Consider the following 16,228-nt stretch of genomic DNA (forward strand, 5'->3'; position numbering starts at 1 on the left):
TGCCGCCTGTCTGCCGGTGTTGCTGCTTTCCTTGTTGCTGGGTACACCAGTGCTGAGCTTGCTGGGTGCAGTGGGCGCGGCGTTGACCGTGGGTTTGAAGCGTGGTGGCTTGCTGCTGGCGCTTTTGATACTGCCGCTGTACATCCCGGTGTTGATCCTCGGCAGTGGCGCCTTGCAGGCCGCATTGCAAGGCATGCCGACGACCGGGTATCTGCTGTGGCTTGGTAGCCTGACCGCCCTGGCGATCACCCTGACACCTTTTGCAATAGCTGCTGGCCTGAAGATCAGCGTCGGCGAATAATGAGGTCTGGTCATTTTTTGATCGTTTTCTTTTGAAAAAAGGCAGACCCTTGGCTCTTCATAGCGAAGAGCACCCGTGATGGAAACAGTATGAACTGGACCTGGTTTCACAAGCTCGGCTCGCCCAAGTGGTTCTACGGCATCAGCAGCAAGTTCCTGCCGTGGTTGAGCATTGCAGCGTTGTTGCTGATTGGCGTCGGCGTCGTTTGGGGCCTGGCCTTCGCGCCGCCGGATTATCAGCAAGGCAATAGCTTTCGCATCATCTATATCCACGTTCCCGCCGCGATGCTCGCTCAGTCGATCTATGTGATGCTGGCGGTGTGCGGCGTGGTCGGTCTGGTGTGGAAGATGAAACTGGCCGACGTCGCCCTGCAATGCGCAGCGCCCATCGGCGCCTGGATGACCGCGGTGGCGCTGGTCACCGGGGCGATCTGGGGCAAACCGACCTGGGGTTCGTGGTGGGTCTGGGACGCGCGCCTGACCTCGATGCTGATTCTGCTGTTCCTGTATTTCGGCGTGATCGCGCTGGGCAATGCGATCAGCAACCGCGACAGCGCCGCCAAGGCCTGTGCGGTGTTGGCTATCGTCGGCGTGATCAACATCCCGATCATCAAATACTCGGTGGAGTGGTGGAACACCCTGCACCAGGGCGCGACCTTCACCCTCACCGAGAAACCGGCGATGCCTGCCGAAATGTGGCTGCCGCTGTTGCTGACGGTGCTGGGTTTCTACTGTTTCTTCGGCGCCGTGCTGTTGCTGCGCATGCGTCTTGAAGTGCTCAAGCGCGAAGCCCGCGCCAGTTGGGTGAAAGAAGAAGTGCAGAACAGTCTGGAGGCCGCTCGATGAGTTTTGCTTCATTCGGCGACTTCCTCGCCATGGGCCATCATGGCCTGTACGTCTGGACAGCCTACGGCATCTGCCTGGCAGTGCTGGCTCTGAACGTGGCGGCGCCGATCCTGGCCCGCAAGCGGTATCTGCAACAAGAGGCGCGTCGTTTGCGCCGGGAGAACGGCAAGTGAATCCGCTGCGCAAAAAGCGTCTGATCATCATTCTGGCGATTCTGGTCGGGGTCGGCGCTGCCGTCGGCCTGGCCCTGAGTGCCCTGCAGGAAAACATCAACCTGTTTTACACGCCGACTCAGATCGCCAACGGCGAAGCCCCGCAGGACACGCGCATTCGCGCCGGTGGCATGGTCGAGGCCGGTTCGCTGCAGCGTTCCGGCGATTCCCTGGACGTGAAATTCAATGTCACCGATTTCAACAAGACCGTGACCATCAGCTACCGCGGCATCCTCCCGGATCTGTTCCGCGAAGGGCAGGGCATCGTCGCTCTCGGCAAGATCAACGCCGAGGGTGTGGTAGTGGCCGATGAGGTGCTGGCCAAGCACGACGAGAAGTACATGCCGCCGGAAGTGACCAAGGCCTTGAAAGACAGTGGCATGTCGGCACCTACTCCTGCGAAAGAGGGCTAACTGATGACTGCTGGACTCTATAGCGCCGGGTTGTACATCCCGGAACTGGGCCACCTGGCCATGATCCTGGCGCTGTGTTTTGCCCTGGTTCAGTCGGTGGTGCCCTTGCTCGGCGCCTGGCGCGGCGATCGCCTGTGGATGAGCCTTGCGCAACCTGCGGCCTGGGGACAGTTCGCGTTCCTGCTGTTTGCCTTTGGTTGCCTGACCTATGCGTTCATGGCGGACGACTTCTCCGTGGATTACGTCGCCAGCAACTCCAACAGCGCGTTGCCGTGGTACTACAAATTCAGCGCCGTGTGGGGCGCCCACGAAGGTTCGTTGCTGCTGTGGGCGCTCATTCTCGGTGGCTGGACATTCGCCGTGTCGGTGTTCTCGCGCCAGTTGCCGCAAGTCATGCTCGCCCGCGTTCTAGCGGTGATGGGCATGATCAGCACCGGTTTCCTGCTGTTCCTGATCCTTACGTCCAACCCGTTCAAACGCATCCTGCCGCAAATGCCCAGCAACGGCGCTGACCTCAATCCATTGTTGCAAGACATCGGCCTGATCGTTCACCCGCCAATGCTGTATATGGGTTACGTCGGCTTTTCGGTGGCGTTCGCCTTCGCCATTGCCGCGTTGATGGGGGGGCGCCTTGATGCCGCGTGGGCGCGCTGGTCGCGTCCCTGGACAATCGTCGCCTGGGCCTTTCTCGGCATCGGCATCACGCTCGGTTCGTGGTGGGCTTACTACGAACTCGGCTGGGGCGGCTGGTGGTTCTGGGACCCGGTGGAAAACGCATCCTTCATGCCTTGGCTGGTCGGCACCGCACTGATTCACTCATTGGCCGTCACGGAAAAACGTGGCGTGTTCAAGAGCTGGACGGTGTTGCTCGCCATCGCTGCGTTCTCACTGAGCCTGCTGGGAACCTTTCTGGTGCGTTCCGGGGTTCTGACCTCGGTGCACGCGTTCGCCTCGGACCCTGAGCGTGGGGTGTTCATCCTGATCTTCCTGTTGTTCGTGGTCGGGGGTTCGCTGACGTTGTTTGCGTTGCGTGCGCCGGTTGTGAAGAGTCAGGTAGGTTTCAATCTGTGGTCGCGGGAAACCCTGCTGCTGGGCAACAACCTGGTGTTGGTCGTGGCGGCATCGATGATTCTGCTCGGGACCTTGTACCCGTTGATTCTCGATGCGATCAGCGGGGCCAAGTTGTCGGTTGGCCCGCCGTACTTCAACGCGCTGTTCATTCCATTGATGGCGTTGCTGATGCTGGTGATGGCAGTCGGCGTGGTGGTGCGCTGGAAAGACACCCCGGTGAAATGGCTGGTGGGCATGCTGACCCCGGTGTTACTCGGCAGTGTCGCGCTTGCAGTGGTGGCCGGCGTCGCTTATGGCGATTTCAACTGGGCGGTGATCGCGACCTTCCTGCTCGCCGCGTGGGTTTTGCTCGCCGGTGTCCGCGACATCTTCGACAAGACGCGCCACAAAGGTCTGATCAACGGTTTGCCAACCCTGACCCGCAGTTACTGGGGCATGCAGATCGCTCACCTCGGCATCGCCGTGTGTGCATTGGGCGTGGTGTTGTCCAGCCAGAACAGTGCCGAACGCGACCTGCGTCTGGCGCCGGGCGAGTCGATGGACCTGGCCGGGTACCACTTCATCTTCGAAGGCGCCAAGCATTTCGAAGGGCCGAACTTCACCTCGGACAAAGGCACCATTCGTGTCGTGCGTAACGGCAAGGAAGTCAGCGTGCTGCACCCGGAAAAACGTCTGTACACCGTACAGAACTCGGTAATGACTGAAGCCGGGATTGACGCCGGTTTCACCCGTGACCTTTATGTCGCACTGGGCGAGCCGCTGGAAAACGGCGCGTGGGCCGTGCGCGTGCACGTCAAACCATTCGTGCGCTGGATCTGGTTCGGCGGTTTACTCACCGGCATCGGTGGTTTGCTGGCAGCGCTGGATCGACGTTATCGAGTCAAGGTGAAATCCAAAGTGCGTGAAGCGCTGGGCATGACGGGAGCGGCTGCATGAGACGTTGGTTGATGCTGGTGCCACTGGCGATTTTCCTGCTGGTGGCCGTGTTTCTGTATCGCGGTCTGTACCTCGATCCGGCGGAACTGCCGTCGGCGATGATCAACAAGCCGTTCCCGGAGTTCACCCTGCCGAACGTGCAGGGCGACAAGACGCTGACCAAGGCTGACATTCTCGGCAAACCGGCGTTGGTCAATGTCTGGGGCACCTGGTGCATTTCCTGCCGGGTCGAGCACCCGGTGCTGAACAAACTCGCCGAGCGCGGCGTGCTGATCTACGGCATCAACTACAAGGACACCAACGCCGATGCCTTGAAGTGGCTGGCCGAATTCCACAATCCGTACGTGCTCGACATCCGTGACGACGAAGGCTCGCTGGGCCTGAACCTCGGCGTGTACGGCGCGCCGGAAACCTTTTTCATCGACGCCAAGGGCATCATCCGTGACAAGTACGTCGGCGTGATCGACGAGCAGGTCTGGCGCGAAAAACTCGCGGCCAAGTATCAGGCGCTGGTCGATGAGGCCAAGCCATGAAGCGTTTTATCGCCGCCGTGGTGTTGGGCCTGAGTCTGGCCGGCGTCGCGCATGCCGCCATCGACACTTACGAGTTCGCCAAGGAAGGTGATCGCGAGCGTTTTCGCGAGCTGACCAAGGAACTGCGTTGCCCCAAGTGCCAGAACCAGGATATCGCCGATTCCAATGCACCGATTGCCGCTGACCTGCGCAAAGAGATTTTCCGCATGCTCGGCGAGGGCAAGGACAATCAGCAGATCATTGATTTCATGGTCGACCGCTACGGTGATTTTGTCCGTTACAAACCGGCACTCAACGCCAAGACCGCGCTGCTGTGGTTCGGCCCGGCCGCGCTTTTGCTCGGTGGTTTTGTGGTGATCGCGGTGATCGTCCGCCGTCGTCGCGGGCAACGCGCCGAGACCTCGCAATCGCTGTCCCCCGAAGAGCGTCAGCGCCTCGACCAACTGTTGGATAAAAACCAAGAATGATTGATTTCTGGCTTGCCGCAGGGCTGTTGCTTCTGGTCGCCCTGAGTTTTCTGCTGATCCCGGTTCTGCGTGAACGCCGCGCCCAGCGCGAAGAGGATCGTACTGCCCTGAACGTTGCGTTGTATCAGGAACGCGTGGCTGAGTTGCAGACTCAGCAGGAAGAGGGCGTGCTCAACGCTGCGCAAATGGACACCGGTCGTGCCGAAGCGGCCCGTGAGCTGCTGGCTGATACCGAAGGCGTCGCGGCACCGCGTGTTTCGCGCCTGGGCAAACCATGGCCGCTGTTGGCGGCGATTCTGGTGCCGGTGCTGGGCCTGGGTCTGTACCTGCACTTCGGTGCCAGCGACAAAGTCGAGCTGACCCGCGAATTCGCCCAGGCTCCGCAGTCCATGGAAGAGATGACCTCGCGCCTGGAGCGCGCGGTCGCGGCTCAGCCCGATTCTGCGGAAGGCCTGTACTTCCTGGGTCGTACCTATATGGCCCAGGACCGCCCTGGTGATGCGGCCAAGATGTTCGAACGAACCGTGGCGCTGGCCGGTCGTCAACCAGAGCTGCTCGGCCAATGGGCGCAAGCGCAGTACTTCGCCGACGGCAAGAAATGGTCGGACAAGGTACAGGCCTTGACTGACGAAGCATTGAAGGCCGATCCGAAAGAAGTCACCAGCCTGGGGCTGCTGGGTATCGCGGCATTCGAGGGCGAGCGCTATCAGGACGCCATCGATTACTGGAACCGTCTGCTGGCGCAATTGCCCCCGAAGACAATTCCCGTGCTGCCTTGCAAGGCGGTATCGCCCGGGCCAGCGAGAAACTCGCAGCCGGCGGCGGCAAAGTTGCCCAGGCGCCGGTCGCCAAGGCGGCACTGCTGAAAGTCACGGTGGACCTTGCCCCCGAGTTGAAGGCCAAGGTACAGCCCGGTGACAGCGTGTTCATTTTTGCCCGCGCAACGTCCGGCCCTCCGGCGCCGTTGGCGGCCAAGCGCCTGACTGTTGCCGACTTGCCCGCGAGCGTAGAACTGGGTGATGCCGACGCGATGATGCCGCAGTTGAAACTGTCCAACTTTCCTGAAGTCCAACTGGTTGCGCGAATCTCCCGTGCCGGTCAACCGACTGCCGGCGAGTGGATCGGTCGCAGCCAGCCACTGGCCAGCAGCACCTCAGCGCCACAAAAACTGACCATCGACAGCCCGGACAAATAACAGGAACCGCCTATGACCGCCATCGCCCGTATCACCCTGCTCAGTATGGTCCTGGGGTTAAGCGCTTGTGCGGTCCAGCGGCCCGAACCCGCGCCGTTGCCGCCGATCCCGCCCTCGCAGCCCAAGCCGACCCGCTCGACTTCACCTGCGCCGAGCAAACCGAACGTTCCGGCCAAACCGGCCAAGCCAGTACCGCGCACGTCGGCGAGCTTCGCGCCGCCACCGGGTGGCAACAGCCATTGGGATGCCAAGCTCGGCGTGTATGTGCTCGATGACCAGACCAATACCTTCTACCGCCAGCGCACCTATTATCGCTGGAACAACGGCTGGAGCCGCTCTGTCAGCCCGAATGGTCCATGGGAAGACACTGACATCCACGGCGTGCCCAGTGGTTTGGGCCGGCAGTTCAAGTGACGCAAAGGCGACCTCAGGGTCGCCTTCTTGATTGCCCCACGTGTACCCAATCCTACGAAAAATGAAGAGAGTGAATGGATGGCAGGCAGGTTGATCTATCTCATCGGACCTTCAGGTTCGGGCAAGGACAGCCTGCTGGATGCCGCACGAACGCGGTTGGCCGAACGTAACTGCCGCATCGTGCGGCGGGTGATTACCCGCTCGGCTGAAGCCCTGGGTGAGTCGGCGCGGGGCGTGAGCCTGGATGAATTCACCCGGCTCGAGGCCCGTGGCGAGTTTGCCCTGAGCTGGCGCGCCAACGGGTTGTGCTACGGCATCCCTCGTGAAATCGACGATTGGCTGGCCGCAGGGCAGAACGTCCTGGTCAATGGCTCGCGCGGTCACCTGCCGGCAACCCGGCAGCGTTATCCGGACTTGCTTGTACTGTTGCTGACCGTGGAACAGAGCGTGCTGCGTGAGCGTTTGCTGGCTCGGGGGCGCGAATCGGTCGAGGAGATCGAGGCACGGCTGGCGCGCAATGCGCGGTTCAGTGAACAGGTACTTGCAGAACACGATCCGGCGCTGTGTGTGCTTGATAACTCAGGGGTGCTGGAGGATACGGTTGAGTGCTTGTTGAGGTGTGTTGATGGAGAGTCCACCGCGTCCATGCGATACCGCTAGTTAAGGGTCGCATCACCAGATACCCGATATCCCTGGCGCCGGGGATCCGATTCCAATGCCAACCACTGCGGCGGTGTGCCTGCCCGCAACACTTGGGCTTCACGCGGCTGCCAGTGAGCGTTTTTCTGAAACACTCAGGAACCGCAACAACGCCAGAACGGGAAAAGCGCTGCCAACAATCACGATCCACAACCAGCCGCCGTGTTCGTACACCGCACTGGCCACCGATGATCCAAAGGCGCCGCCGATGAAGATGCTGGTCATGTACAAGGCGTTCAAGCGGCTGCGGCTCTTGGCATCCAGGGCGTACACCGCGCGTTGCCCAAGCACCATGTTCATCTGCACACAAAAATCCAGCACCACGCCGGTCACCGCCAGGCCTATGACGCTGTAGAGCGGGTGGATGAAGGCCGGCAGGAAACTCAGGCTGGCGAACACCAGGGCCAGCAGTGAGGCGATGCGCGTGTGCCCGGCATCCGCCAGACGCCCGGCGATGGGCGCCGCGATCGCGCCAATGGCACCGACCAGGGCGAAAATGGCGATCTGGGTTTGCGACAATCCATGATTACGGGCCAGCTCCAGCGGCACTGCGGTCCAGAACAGGCTGAAGGTTGCAAACATGCAGCCCTGGTAGAACGCGCGCTGACGCAGCACTGGCTGATTACGCAGCAGCGTCCACAGCGAGCCAAGCAGTTGTCCGTAGGACGCGCTGTGATCAGGCTTGCGTTTGGGAATGGTCAGGGCCAATACGACGCTGATTGCTGCCATCAACACCGCGGCAATCACGAACATCGCACGCCAGCCGAAATGGTCCGCGATTACGCTGGAGACCGGCCGTGCCAGCAGAATCCCAAGCAACAAACCGCCCATTATCCCGCCAACCACGCGCCCACGGGATTCCTCCGGGGCCAGGTGTGCGGCGAGGGGGATCAGGATCTGCACTGACACCGAACTGAAGCCCACCAGCAATGAGATCAGCAGGAACACGTTCGGCTGATCGGTAAACGCCGCGCCCAGCAGGCTGGCAATGGCCACCAGCGTGGTGATGATCATCAACCGCCGATTTTCCAGCAGATCACCCAGCGGAACCAGAAAGAACAGCCCCAGCGCGTAGCCAATCTGCGTCAATGAAACAATCAGGCTGGCCATGGTGCTGGTCAGGCCGATGTCCGGTGCAATCAGGCCAATGATCGGCTGGGCATAGTAGATGTTGGCCACGATCGCGCCACAGCAAAAGGCAAATAGCAGGACCATGCCGCGGGTCATCGTCGCGGTGCCCTGAGGCACTGGGTTCGCTGGAGTCATGAGGTGTCTCGTGAACAATTGAGGAATGTGTGCAGGCTAAGCGGCAGGGCGGAGGGGCGGAAGCGATTTTGCAGTGATAGTAATCATGCCCTTGCGCAATGATTGAGGAGCACCGGGCTGCCTTACTGATGCTGATGATACATTTACTTACATGTACTGCCATAGCGAACATGACCACGCAGCACTTGTGTTCGGCGGACATCTCTGTGGGGGCGAGCCTGCTCGCGATGGCGTCTGCAGATTCGACATTGATGTGACAGGGAGATTGTCATCGCGAGCAGGCTCGCTCCCACAGTGGAATGGTGGTGTGCGCAGCATTTGTGTACGGCAGATATCACTGTGGGAGCCGGGCTTGCCCGCGATGGCGTCTGCACATTCGACATTGAGGTGACAGGGAGATTGCCATCGCTGGCAAGTCGAATCGTCGCACCGCCGCTCCCACAGGGTATTGGTGGTGGACGCAGCATTTGCGTACGGCGCAGATCACTGTGGGAGCCGGGCTTGCCCGCGATGGCAGTCTGACAAACACCGCATGATGTCGGATGTAGGAAGCAGGCTACAGCGCCTTGCGCCTTTGCCTACAACTACGCCAGAATCCGCCGGCTTGTGCGGCTTGGACACGTCCGGTAGCTTGATTTCCGTCACTGCTCATCAGTGATCGGGTTTCGCAGCCCGGGTCAATCAAGGCGCTCAGCGCCACCGTTACGTTCAGTTGGCGTCTTTTACGTCCGCTGCATTTCGTTATGGCGGCTGTGCGCGGGAGACCTTCGGGTCTGCCGGGTTCCTTGATTCCCGGTCTGCGAACCTGCGTACAGCTGCCACCTCCTTCGTTTCGCAGCGAACTGTGGCGGCTCCATTAATCAAGGAGCTTCACCATGTTCAAACCCACGCCCAACCCCCCGCAGCCAGACCAAGGGCACACTGAATCTGACGATTCAGCCCAACAAAACTACCTCAACTTCAGCACCCTTAAATACGCTGAAAGCCCGTACAAACCCGAAAGCATGTTCATGATCGCCCCTGACATCGCCACCGAAACCTTGCTGGCCCACGCCTGCGAATCCCTGGCATCGGCGAATGTGATGGCCAATGACCTGGCAGGCTTTATCACTGGCCCGTATCGCAACGCCCTGTTGGGAATAGCGCAGATCATCATGCTGGCCGAGTTGGCGGTAAACCGTGCGCTGGATAACATAGAACCTCAGGAGTAGCGACGAATCAACGGTCGTTGGTTATTGAGTTTCCCGGTGTTGCAGCGGCCATACTCCGGGTAGAACTCGCCATTGGGTTGGTTTAGTTTTCCCGATTCGTTTCAACGAACAGGGAGTTTCCATGCTGAAAACAACTATCAATCCATCGACCGTTTTTGATTCTCTTCAATACGGATTCAGCCAGGCCGTGGAAGTCACTGGTGGGCGGCGGGTGCTGCTGTCTGGTCAGGTGGGTGTCGATGAGTTCGAGCGCACGGTGGCGCCCGGGCTGTACGAGCAGACGGTCAAAGCTTTCCAGAATATCGAGAGCATTTTGAATGAGGCCGGTGGGAAGCTGGCGCATGTGGTCATGATGAGGATTTACGTCGCGGAGTCTGCCAGGGATGAGCAGGACCAGATAACCCGCGTCCTGCTGGAACGGTTTGCGGATAAGCCGCCTGCGTCTTCGTGGGTCATTGTCAGTGGGCTTTCTTTGCCGGAGTGGTTGATCGAGATTGAGGTGGAGGCGGTTTTGCCTTGATGGTCGCAGAGCTCTGAGAAGACCGTGTCATCGTTCATCGCGGGCAAGCCTTGCTCCCACAGACTTAGCACAGCAAGTCTTGCTGCCACAGACTTTGCACAGCAGACCTTGGCCCCACAGGCCTTGCTCCAACAGACCTTCCCCCTGCAGTTTGGGGGGAGCTCCAGTTAAAGTGCACACCCACAAAAAAGGCGACCTCAAAGGTCGCCTTTTTCATTACCACTCAGCGATCACTTGCCGCCGTAGATCTGGTCAAAAACCCCACCATCGTTGAAGTGAGTTTTCTGCACGGTGCGCCAGTCACCAAACGTCTTCTCAACCGACAGAAAATCAACTTTCGGGAAACGATCGGTGTACTTGGCCAGCACCGCCGGATCACGCGGACGCAGGTAGTTCGCCGCTGCAATCTCCTGACCTTCCGGCGACCACAAGTACTTCAGGTACTCATCAGCCGCTGCACGCGAGCCTTTCTTGTCGACGACTTTATCGACCACGGACACCGGCGGCTCAGCTTCAGCCGAAACACTTGGGTAGATCACTTCAAATTGATCACGACCAAACTCGCGGGCAATCATTTCCGCTTCGTTTTCGAAGGTCACCAGCACATCACCGATCTGGTTGGTCATGAACGTTGTGGTCGCGGCGCGGCCACCGGTGTCCAGCACTGGCGCTTGCTTGAACAGTTTGCCGACGAAGTCCTTGGCCTTGTTCTCGTCGCCGCCATTCTTCAGCACATAACCCCAGGCCGACAGATAGGTGTAGCGACCGTTACCCGAGGTTTTCGGGTTAGGCACGATCACTTGCACGCCGTCCTTGAGCAGGTCCGGCCAGTCTTTCAGGGCTTTCGGGTTGCCCTTGCGGACGATGAACACGGTGGCCGAGGTGAATGGCGCGCTGTTGTTCGGCAGACGGGTGACCCAGTTCTCCGGGACCAGTTTGCCGTTATCCGCGAGGGCATTGATGTCGGTGGCCATGTTCATGGTGATGACGTCAGCCGGCAGGCCATCGATCACCGACCGCGCTTGCTTGCTCGAACCGCCGAAAGACATCTGCACGGTGATGTTTTCGTTGTGCTCGGCTTGCCAGTGCTTCTGGAACGCAGTGTTGTAGTCCTTGTAGAAATCGCGCATCACGTCGTAGGAAACGTTGAGCAGCGTCGGGGCTGCCTGAGCGATGTTGGCCAAAGCCAGGCCGGCGGCGAGAAGTGAGGCGCCAAAGAGTTTTTTCACTGCGCATTCCTTGTTTTGTCTATGCGGGGGTGATGTTCAATTGCCACTGACTATAACGGCCTGCGCATAGTCGTTTAAAGATTAAAAAGCTCTGTGCTTATTCCAATTTCTTGAACAGGGCATTACCACACCGCGAGCAGAACGCCGCGCCATGCTCATGGCTGTTTTTCTTGCACACGGGGCAGTCGTGTTGCAGCTGTTCGCCGCGCATGGCGTTGGCCAGTTCGGCGGTGAAAATACCCGTTGGTACAGCGATGATCGAATAACCGGTGATCATCACCAGCGACGAAATCACCTGGCCCAGCGGCGTTTTCGGCACGATGTCGCCGAAGCCCACAGTGGTCAACGTGACGATAGCCCAATAGATGCCTTTCGGGATGCTGGTGAAGCCATGTTCGGGGCCTTCGATCACGTACATCAAGGTGCCGAAAACTGTCACCAGCGTGCAGACGCTGACCAGAAACACCACGATCTTCTGCTTGCTGCCGCGCAGTGCCGACATCAGGTAGTTGGCTTGTTTGAGGTACGGGCTGAGCTTGAGCACGCGGAAAATCCGCAGCATCCGAATGATCCGGATGATCAGCAGGTACTGCGCATCGGCGTAATACAGCGCCAGGATGCCGGGTACGATCGCCAGCAAATCCACCAACCCGTAAAAGCTGAATGCGTAGCGCAACGGCTTGGGGGAGCAGTACAACCGCAAGCCGTACTCGATGGCGAAAATAATCGTAAAGCCCCACTCGATATACGCCAGCACGTTGGCGTAGTTCTGGTGGATCGAGTCGATGCTGTCGAGCATCACAATCACAATGCTCGCGAGGATGATCAACAGCAAAATGCCGTCGAAGCGCCGCCCCGCTTTGGTGTCGCTCTGGAAAACCATGACGTAAAGCTCTTCACGCCAGTTTCTGCTGCTGTCCATGGATACCGCCTGAACCAATGATCAGCGAAGCCTAGGTTGATTCTCTCCAGAGCGCAAGGCGTATGGGCGACAGCGGCCTTGCCGAGCATTTGCACAACCGTGCGGATCAGCCAGCAGGCGAGAATGAAAGGGGCGGTCAGCGTCGGCAGGCCGATGGCGGCAAACGCCGGTGTCAGTATCAGTGCGAATGCAATTCCGAGCAGCGGCAGCCAAGGCTTCTGGTGCAGTGAGTGGCAGGCGAGGGCGGCGAGTACGGCGTTGTAGCCACCCAGGCCGATCAATGCGCTGTAGAAGTCGTGATGCAGCATGCTCCAGCCCATGCCCGCGACAGACGCCAGCATTGCCCAGCAGAAGGCACGGCGGTCGGCGATCAGTAAACCGGCGGCAATCATCGCGCCGGCCAGTGGATGACCGAGGAACATCACCTGGCCCAGGCCTTTGAGAGGCGCGGCGAGGATGTTCTGCGGGCTGATTTCGATCAAGTGCGCATTGCTTGAGGGCGTGGCGAAGCACAACAGCAACCAGCCCAATATCACGAATGGCGCCGTATAGGCTGGCAGGTACTGGCTCAAGCGCACACGTTTGAGCCACTGTTGGGTGACCATCGCGCTCAAGCCGCCAGCGGCGAGAATCAGTGGCGGCAGCATTGGCGACCAAGGGAAATACAGGCTCAGCAGCAGGCCGAGCAAGATGCCGTTGTAGCTGAACAGTCCAGCCTGGCGATCAGCCTTGGCGTAGTTGCGCCGTTGCGCGGTGAGCAATCCGGCGACACCGCCCAGCAGTGCGCCGCCGAGCAGGGCAGGCGCGGTGAGCAGGATCGCCAACAGGCACAGCAAGCCAAACAGCGGGTGCCGCTGGAGGAAAATCTGGCTGAAACCGTTGAGCAGGGCAGTCGCCCAGTCGGGGCAGTGGGTGTTGAAATGTTTGGCAGGCATTTTTATTGTGTGTCAGGTGAAATGGGGTCGCCTGCTTCGCCAGCAGGCTGGCTTCCACATTGAATCTTTGTTCAGTCATTGAGTTTGTGGTGCACACAAATCAACTGTGGGAGCGAGCCTGCTCGCGAAGAGGCCGGGACAGGCGCTAAATCAGTGTTTCGATCCGCAGCGAGTTAGTCGATCCAGGCTGGCCGAACGGCACACCCGCCGTGATCAGCAGCGTGTCGCCACGCTCGGCCATGCCTTGTGCCTGGGCGATTTCCAGCGCCGTCGAGCAAACTTCGTCGACTTGACGCAGACGATCATTGACCACCGAATGAATGCCCCACGCCACACTCAAGCGGCGTGCGGTCTGCAGGTTCGGTGTCAGATTGAGGATCGGCGCTTTTGGCCGTTCCCGCGACGCACGCAAACTCGAAGCCCCCGACTCGCTGTAATTGACCAGCACCGCCACCGGCAGCACATTGCTGATGCGACGGATCGCGCAGCTGATTGCATCGGAAACAGTCGCTTCGGCTTTCGGTCGGCTCACGTCGAGCTGAGTCTGATAGTCCGGGCCGTTCTCAACCTGGCGGATGATCTTGCTCATCATCTGCACGGCTTCCAGCGGGTATTCACCAGAGGCGGTTTCCGCCGACAGCATCACCGCGTCAGCACCCTCGGCCACGGCGTTGGCAACGTCGGTCACTTCGGCGCGGGTCGGGGCAGGGGAGAAGCGCATCGACTCGAGCATCTGCGTCGCTACCACCACCGGTTTACCCAGTTCGCGGCAAGTGGTGATGATGTTTTTCTGGATCTGCGGCACGCTCTCGGCCGGTACTTCCACGCCAAGGTCGCCACGGGCCACCATGATCGCGTCGCTCAGCTCGGCGATTTCACGCAGTTGCTCAACGGCTGAAGGCTTCTCGATTTTCGCCATCAAAAAGGCTTTGTCGCCGATCAATTCGCGGGCTTCGATGATGTCCTGCGGACGCTGCACAAACGACAGCGCAACCCAATCCACGCCCAGCTCCAGACCGAAGCTCAGGTCGCGGCGATCCTTGGCGGTCAGCGGGCTGAGGTCGAGCACTGCTTGCGGCACGTTCACCCCTTTGCGGTCCGACAGTTCGCCGCCGTTGAGCACGGTGGTATCGATCGCATCGTTGTATTTGGTCACTACGCGCAGACGCAGTTTGCCGTCGTCGAGCAGCAGATCCATGCCCGCTTCCAGCGCCGCAATGATCTCCGGGTGCGGCAGGTTTACCCGGCGTTCATCGCCCGGTGTGGCGTCGAGATCAAGACGAAACGCCTGACCGCGATGCAACTGAACCTTGCCCTCAGCAAACTTGCCGACGCGCAGTTTCGGCCCTTGCAGGTCCATCAGGATGCCCAGCGGATAGTTGAGCTGGCGCTCGACTTCGCGGATCCATTGATAGCGCTTGGCGTGGTCGGCGTGATCGCCGTGGCTGAAGTTCAAGCGGAAAATATTGACCCCGGCCTCGACCAGTTCACGGATGTCGTCGATGCCATCGACAGCAGGCCCGAGGGTGGCGAGGATTTTGACCTTTTTATCAGGCGTCATGATTTAGAACTCTCGAGAATCAGAATGGCGCGGAAGTCGTTGACGTTGGTGCGGGTCGGCTCGGTGACGATCAGCGCATCGAGCGCCTCGAAATAGCCGTAGCCGTTGTTGTTATCCAGCTCGTCGCTGGCGCTCAGGCCCAGTGCGGCGGCACGGGCGTAGCTGTCGGGCGTCATGATCGCGCCAGCATTGTCTTCCGAGCCGTCGATGCCGTCGGTGTCGCCAGCCAGGGCGTAGACGCCGGGCTGGCCCTTGAGGCTGTCGGTGAGGCTCAGGAGGAATTCGGCGTTACGTCCGCCACGGCCATTGCCGCGTACGGTCACGGTGGTTTCGCCGCCAGAGAGGATCACGCACGGCGCCGCCAATGGCTGACCGTGGTTGATGATCTGGCGGGCGATGCCGGCGTGGACTTTCGCCACTTCGCGCGATTCACCTTCGAGGTCGCCCAGGATCAGCGTACTGAAACCGGCCTGGCGGCATTTCACCGCGGCGGCATCCAGCGACTGCTGAGGGCGGGCGATCAACTGGAAATGACTGCGCGCGAGGCTGGGATCGCCCGGTTTGACGGTTTCCGATGCCGGACTTTGCAGCCAGTTGCGCACCGACACCGGGACGTCGATGTTGTAGCGTTTGAGGATCGCCAGCGCTTCGGCCGAAGTGCTCGGGTCGGCCACGGTCGGGCCGGAAGCGATGACCGTGGCGAGGTCGCCCGGTACATCGGAAATCGCGTAGGTGTAGACAGTGGCAGGCCAGCAGGCCTTGCCGAGACGACCACCCTTGATCGCCGAGAGGTGCTTGCGCACGCAGTTCATCTCGCCGATGGTCGCGCCGGATTTGAGCAGGGCTTTGTTGATCGCTTGCTTGTCGGCGAGGGTGATGCCTTCGGCCGGCAACGCCAGCAGGGCAGAGCCGCCACCGGAGAGCAGGAAGATCACGCGGTCGTCTTCAGTCAGATTGCTGACCAGTCCGAGCACGCGTTTGGCCACGGCCAGACCGGCAGCATCAGGCACCGGATGCGCGGCTTCGACCACTTCGATTTTTTCGCACGGGGCGCCGTGGCCGTAACGGGTCACAACCAGGCCAGAGACTTCGCCCTGCCAGCAGCGTTCGACCACTTGAGCCATGGCAGCGGCGGCTTTGCCGGCACCGATGACGATGACTCGACCGCTACGGTCGGCGGGCAGATGGGCTTCGAGGACTTGCTGCGGATGGGCCGCGTCGATGGCTGTGGCAAACAGCTCGCGCAGCAGTTGTTGCGGATCGACCGACATGGCGGGCTCCCGGAATTCTTGTTATTGGAGGTGGAGCAACCCAGCTTCTTGTGGGAGCCAGCCTGCTGCCCGCGATTCAGGCGCTGCGGGTTCTAACAGACACACCGCGTTGATTTCATCGCTAGCAGGCCTAGCTCCCACAGGGTTGGTGCAAGGTTTATTTCATGCGCGAATCGAGAAATCGCCATGTGCTCCAGGCCCTTGATCAGTGCCGAGTGGTCCCAGTT

At 60.2% G+C, this 16,228-nt stretch carries 16 protein-coding genes and 2 pseudogenes; 12 read left to right on the forward strand and 6 right to left on the reverse strand.

What is annotated here, in order from left to right:
• The 10 genes and pseudogenes from JFT80_RS21435 to phnN all read left to right on the forward strand — a co-directional run.
• Positions 1–301: heme exporter protein CcmB (locus JFT80_RS21435; RefSeq protein ID WP_201149260.1), on the forward strand; the 301-nt coding region annotated here is incomplete at its 5' end.
• Between the two features lie 89 nt (positions 302–390).
• On the forward strand, positions 391–1,146 hold the full coding sequence (locus JFT80_RS21440) for a heme ABC transporter permease (protein ID WP_123465803.1): 756 nt from the start codon (positions 391–393) through the stop codon (positions 1,144–1,146).
• Positions 1,143–1,319, forward strand: coding sequence for a heme exporter protein CcmD (ccmD, locus tag JFT80_RS21445; protein ID WP_201149262.1), 177 nt, complete (start codon positions 1,143–1,145; stop codon positions 1,317–1,319). Before JFT80_RS21440 ends, ccmD begins: the two co-directional genes overlap by 4 nt.
• Positions 1,316–1,771 (forward strand): cytochrome c maturation protein CcmE, encoded by a 456-nt coding sequence (ccmE, locus tag JFT80_RS21450; protein WP_201149264.1) that lies wholly within the window; start codon positions 1,316–1,318, stop codon positions 1,769–1,771. Before ccmD ends, ccmE begins: the two co-directional genes overlap by 4 nt.
• Positions 1,772–1,774: 3 nt before the next feature.
• The gene (locus JFT80_RS21455; RefSeq protein ID WP_201149266.1) at positions 1,775–3,778 is read left to right on the forward strand and encodes a heme lyase CcmF/NrfE family subunit; all 2,004 of its coding nucleotides are present in this window, start codon (positions 1,775–1,777) and stop codon (positions 3,776–3,778) included.
• Positions 3,775–4,311, forward strand: a complete 537-nt coding sequence (locus tag JFT80_RS21460; RefSeq protein ID WP_201149268.1) for a DsbE family thiol:disulfide interchange protein — start codon at positions 3,775–3,777, stop codon at positions 4,309–4,311. Before JFT80_RS21455 ends, JFT80_RS21460 begins: the two co-directional genes overlap by 4 nt.
• Positions 4,308–4,778, forward strand: a complete 471-nt coding sequence (locus JFT80_RS21465) for a cytochrome c-type biogenesis protein (RefSeq protein WP_201149270.1) — start codon at positions 4,308–4,310, stop codon at positions 4,776–4,778. The genes JFT80_RS21460 and JFT80_RS21465 overlap by 4 nt, the downstream gene beginning before the upstream one ends.
• A pseudogene (ccmI, locus tag JFT80_RS21470) lies at positions 4,775–5,973 on the forward strand (c-type cytochrome biogenesis protein CcmI). The gene JFT80_RS21465 and the pseudogene ccmI overlap by 4 nt, the downstream one beginning before the upstream one ends.
• A 12-nt stretch (positions 5,974–5,985) precedes the next feature.
• Positions 5,986–6,387 carry a hypothetical protein gene (locus tag JFT80_RS21475; protein ID WP_201149272.1) on the forward strand — a complete coding sequence of 134 codons (402 nt, stop codon included), beginning with the start codon at positions 5,986–5,988 and terminating at the stop codon, positions 6,385–6,387.
• 78 nt (positions 6,388–6,465) lie between these two features.
• Entirely contained in the window at positions 6,466–7,047 is a 582-nt protein-coding gene (phnN, locus tag JFT80_RS21480) for a phosphonate metabolism protein/1,5-bisphosphokinase (PRPP-forming) PhnN (RefSeq protein WP_201149273.1), read from the forward strand.
• 99 nt (positions 7,048–7,146) lie between these two features.
• Here phnN and JFT80_RS21485 read toward each other — a convergent pair whose 3' ends face one another.
• On the reverse strand, positions 7,147–8,352 hold the full coding sequence (locus tag JFT80_RS21485) for an MFS transporter (protein WP_122837970.1): 1,206 nt from the start codon (positions 8,350–8,352) through the stop codon (positions 7,147–7,149).
• An 875-nt stretch (positions 8,353–9,227) separates the two neighbouring features.
• Here JFT80_RS21485 and JFT80_RS21490 point away from each other — a divergent pair.
• Together JFT80_RS21490 and JFT80_RS21495 are read left to right on the forward strand one after the other, a co-directional pair.
• Positions 9,228–9,563, forward strand: a complete 336-nt coding sequence (locus tag JFT80_RS21490) for a DUF6124 family protein (RefSeq protein WP_201149275.1) — start codon at positions 9,228–9,230, stop codon at positions 9,561–9,563.
• Positions 9,564–9,684: 121 nt separating this feature from the next.
• On the forward strand, positions 9,685–10,083 hold the full coding sequence (locus JFT80_RS21495; protein WP_201149277.1) for a RidA family protein: 399 nt from the start codon (positions 9,685–9,687) through the stop codon (positions 10,081–10,083).
• A 230-nt stretch (positions 10,084–10,313) separates the two neighbouring features.
• On the opposite strand, the gene JFT80_RS21500 is transcribed toward JFT80_RS21495, so the two are convergent.
• The 5 genes and pseudogenes from JFT80_RS21500 to JFT80_RS21520 form a co-directional block, all read right to left on the reverse strand.
• A complete protein-coding gene (locus JFT80_RS21500; RefSeq protein WP_201149279.1) occupies positions 10,314–11,312 on the reverse strand; it encodes a sulfate ABC transporter substrate-binding protein in 999 nt (332 codons plus the stop codon).
• Positions 11,313–11,409: 97 nt separating this feature from the next.
• Positions 11,410–12,234 carry an ion transporter gene (locus JFT80_RS21505; protein WP_201149281.1) on the reverse strand — a complete coding sequence of 275 codons (825 nt, stop codon included), beginning with the start codon at positions 12,232–12,234 and terminating at the stop codon, positions 11,410–11,412.
• Positions 12,235–12,255: 21 nt separating this feature from the next.
• Positions 12,256–13,169: pseudogene (locus JFT80_RS21510) on the reverse strand (urea transporter).
• Between the two features lie 145 nt (positions 13,170–13,314).
• Positions 13,315–14,730 carry a pyruvate kinase gene (gene pyk, locus JFT80_RS21515; RefSeq protein ID WP_201149283.1) on the reverse strand — a complete coding sequence of 472 codons (1,416 nt, stop codon included), beginning with the start codon at positions 14,728–14,730 and terminating at the stop codon, positions 13,315–13,317.
• Positions 14,727–16,001 carry a glycerate kinase gene (locus tag JFT80_RS21520; RefSeq protein WP_201149285.1) on the reverse strand — a complete coding sequence of 425 codons (1,275 nt, stop codon included), beginning with the start codon at positions 15,999–16,001 and terminating at the stop codon, positions 14,727–14,729. The genes pyk and JFT80_RS21520 overlap by 4 nt, the downstream gene beginning before the upstream one ends.
• Between the last annotated feature and the right edge of the window lie 227 nt (positions 16,002–16,228).

The sequence above is a fragment of the Pseudomonas sp. TH10 genome (assembly GCF_016651255.1).
GTDB lineage: Bacteria > Pseudomonadota > Gammaproteobacteria > Pseudomonadales > Pseudomonadaceae > Aquipseudomonas.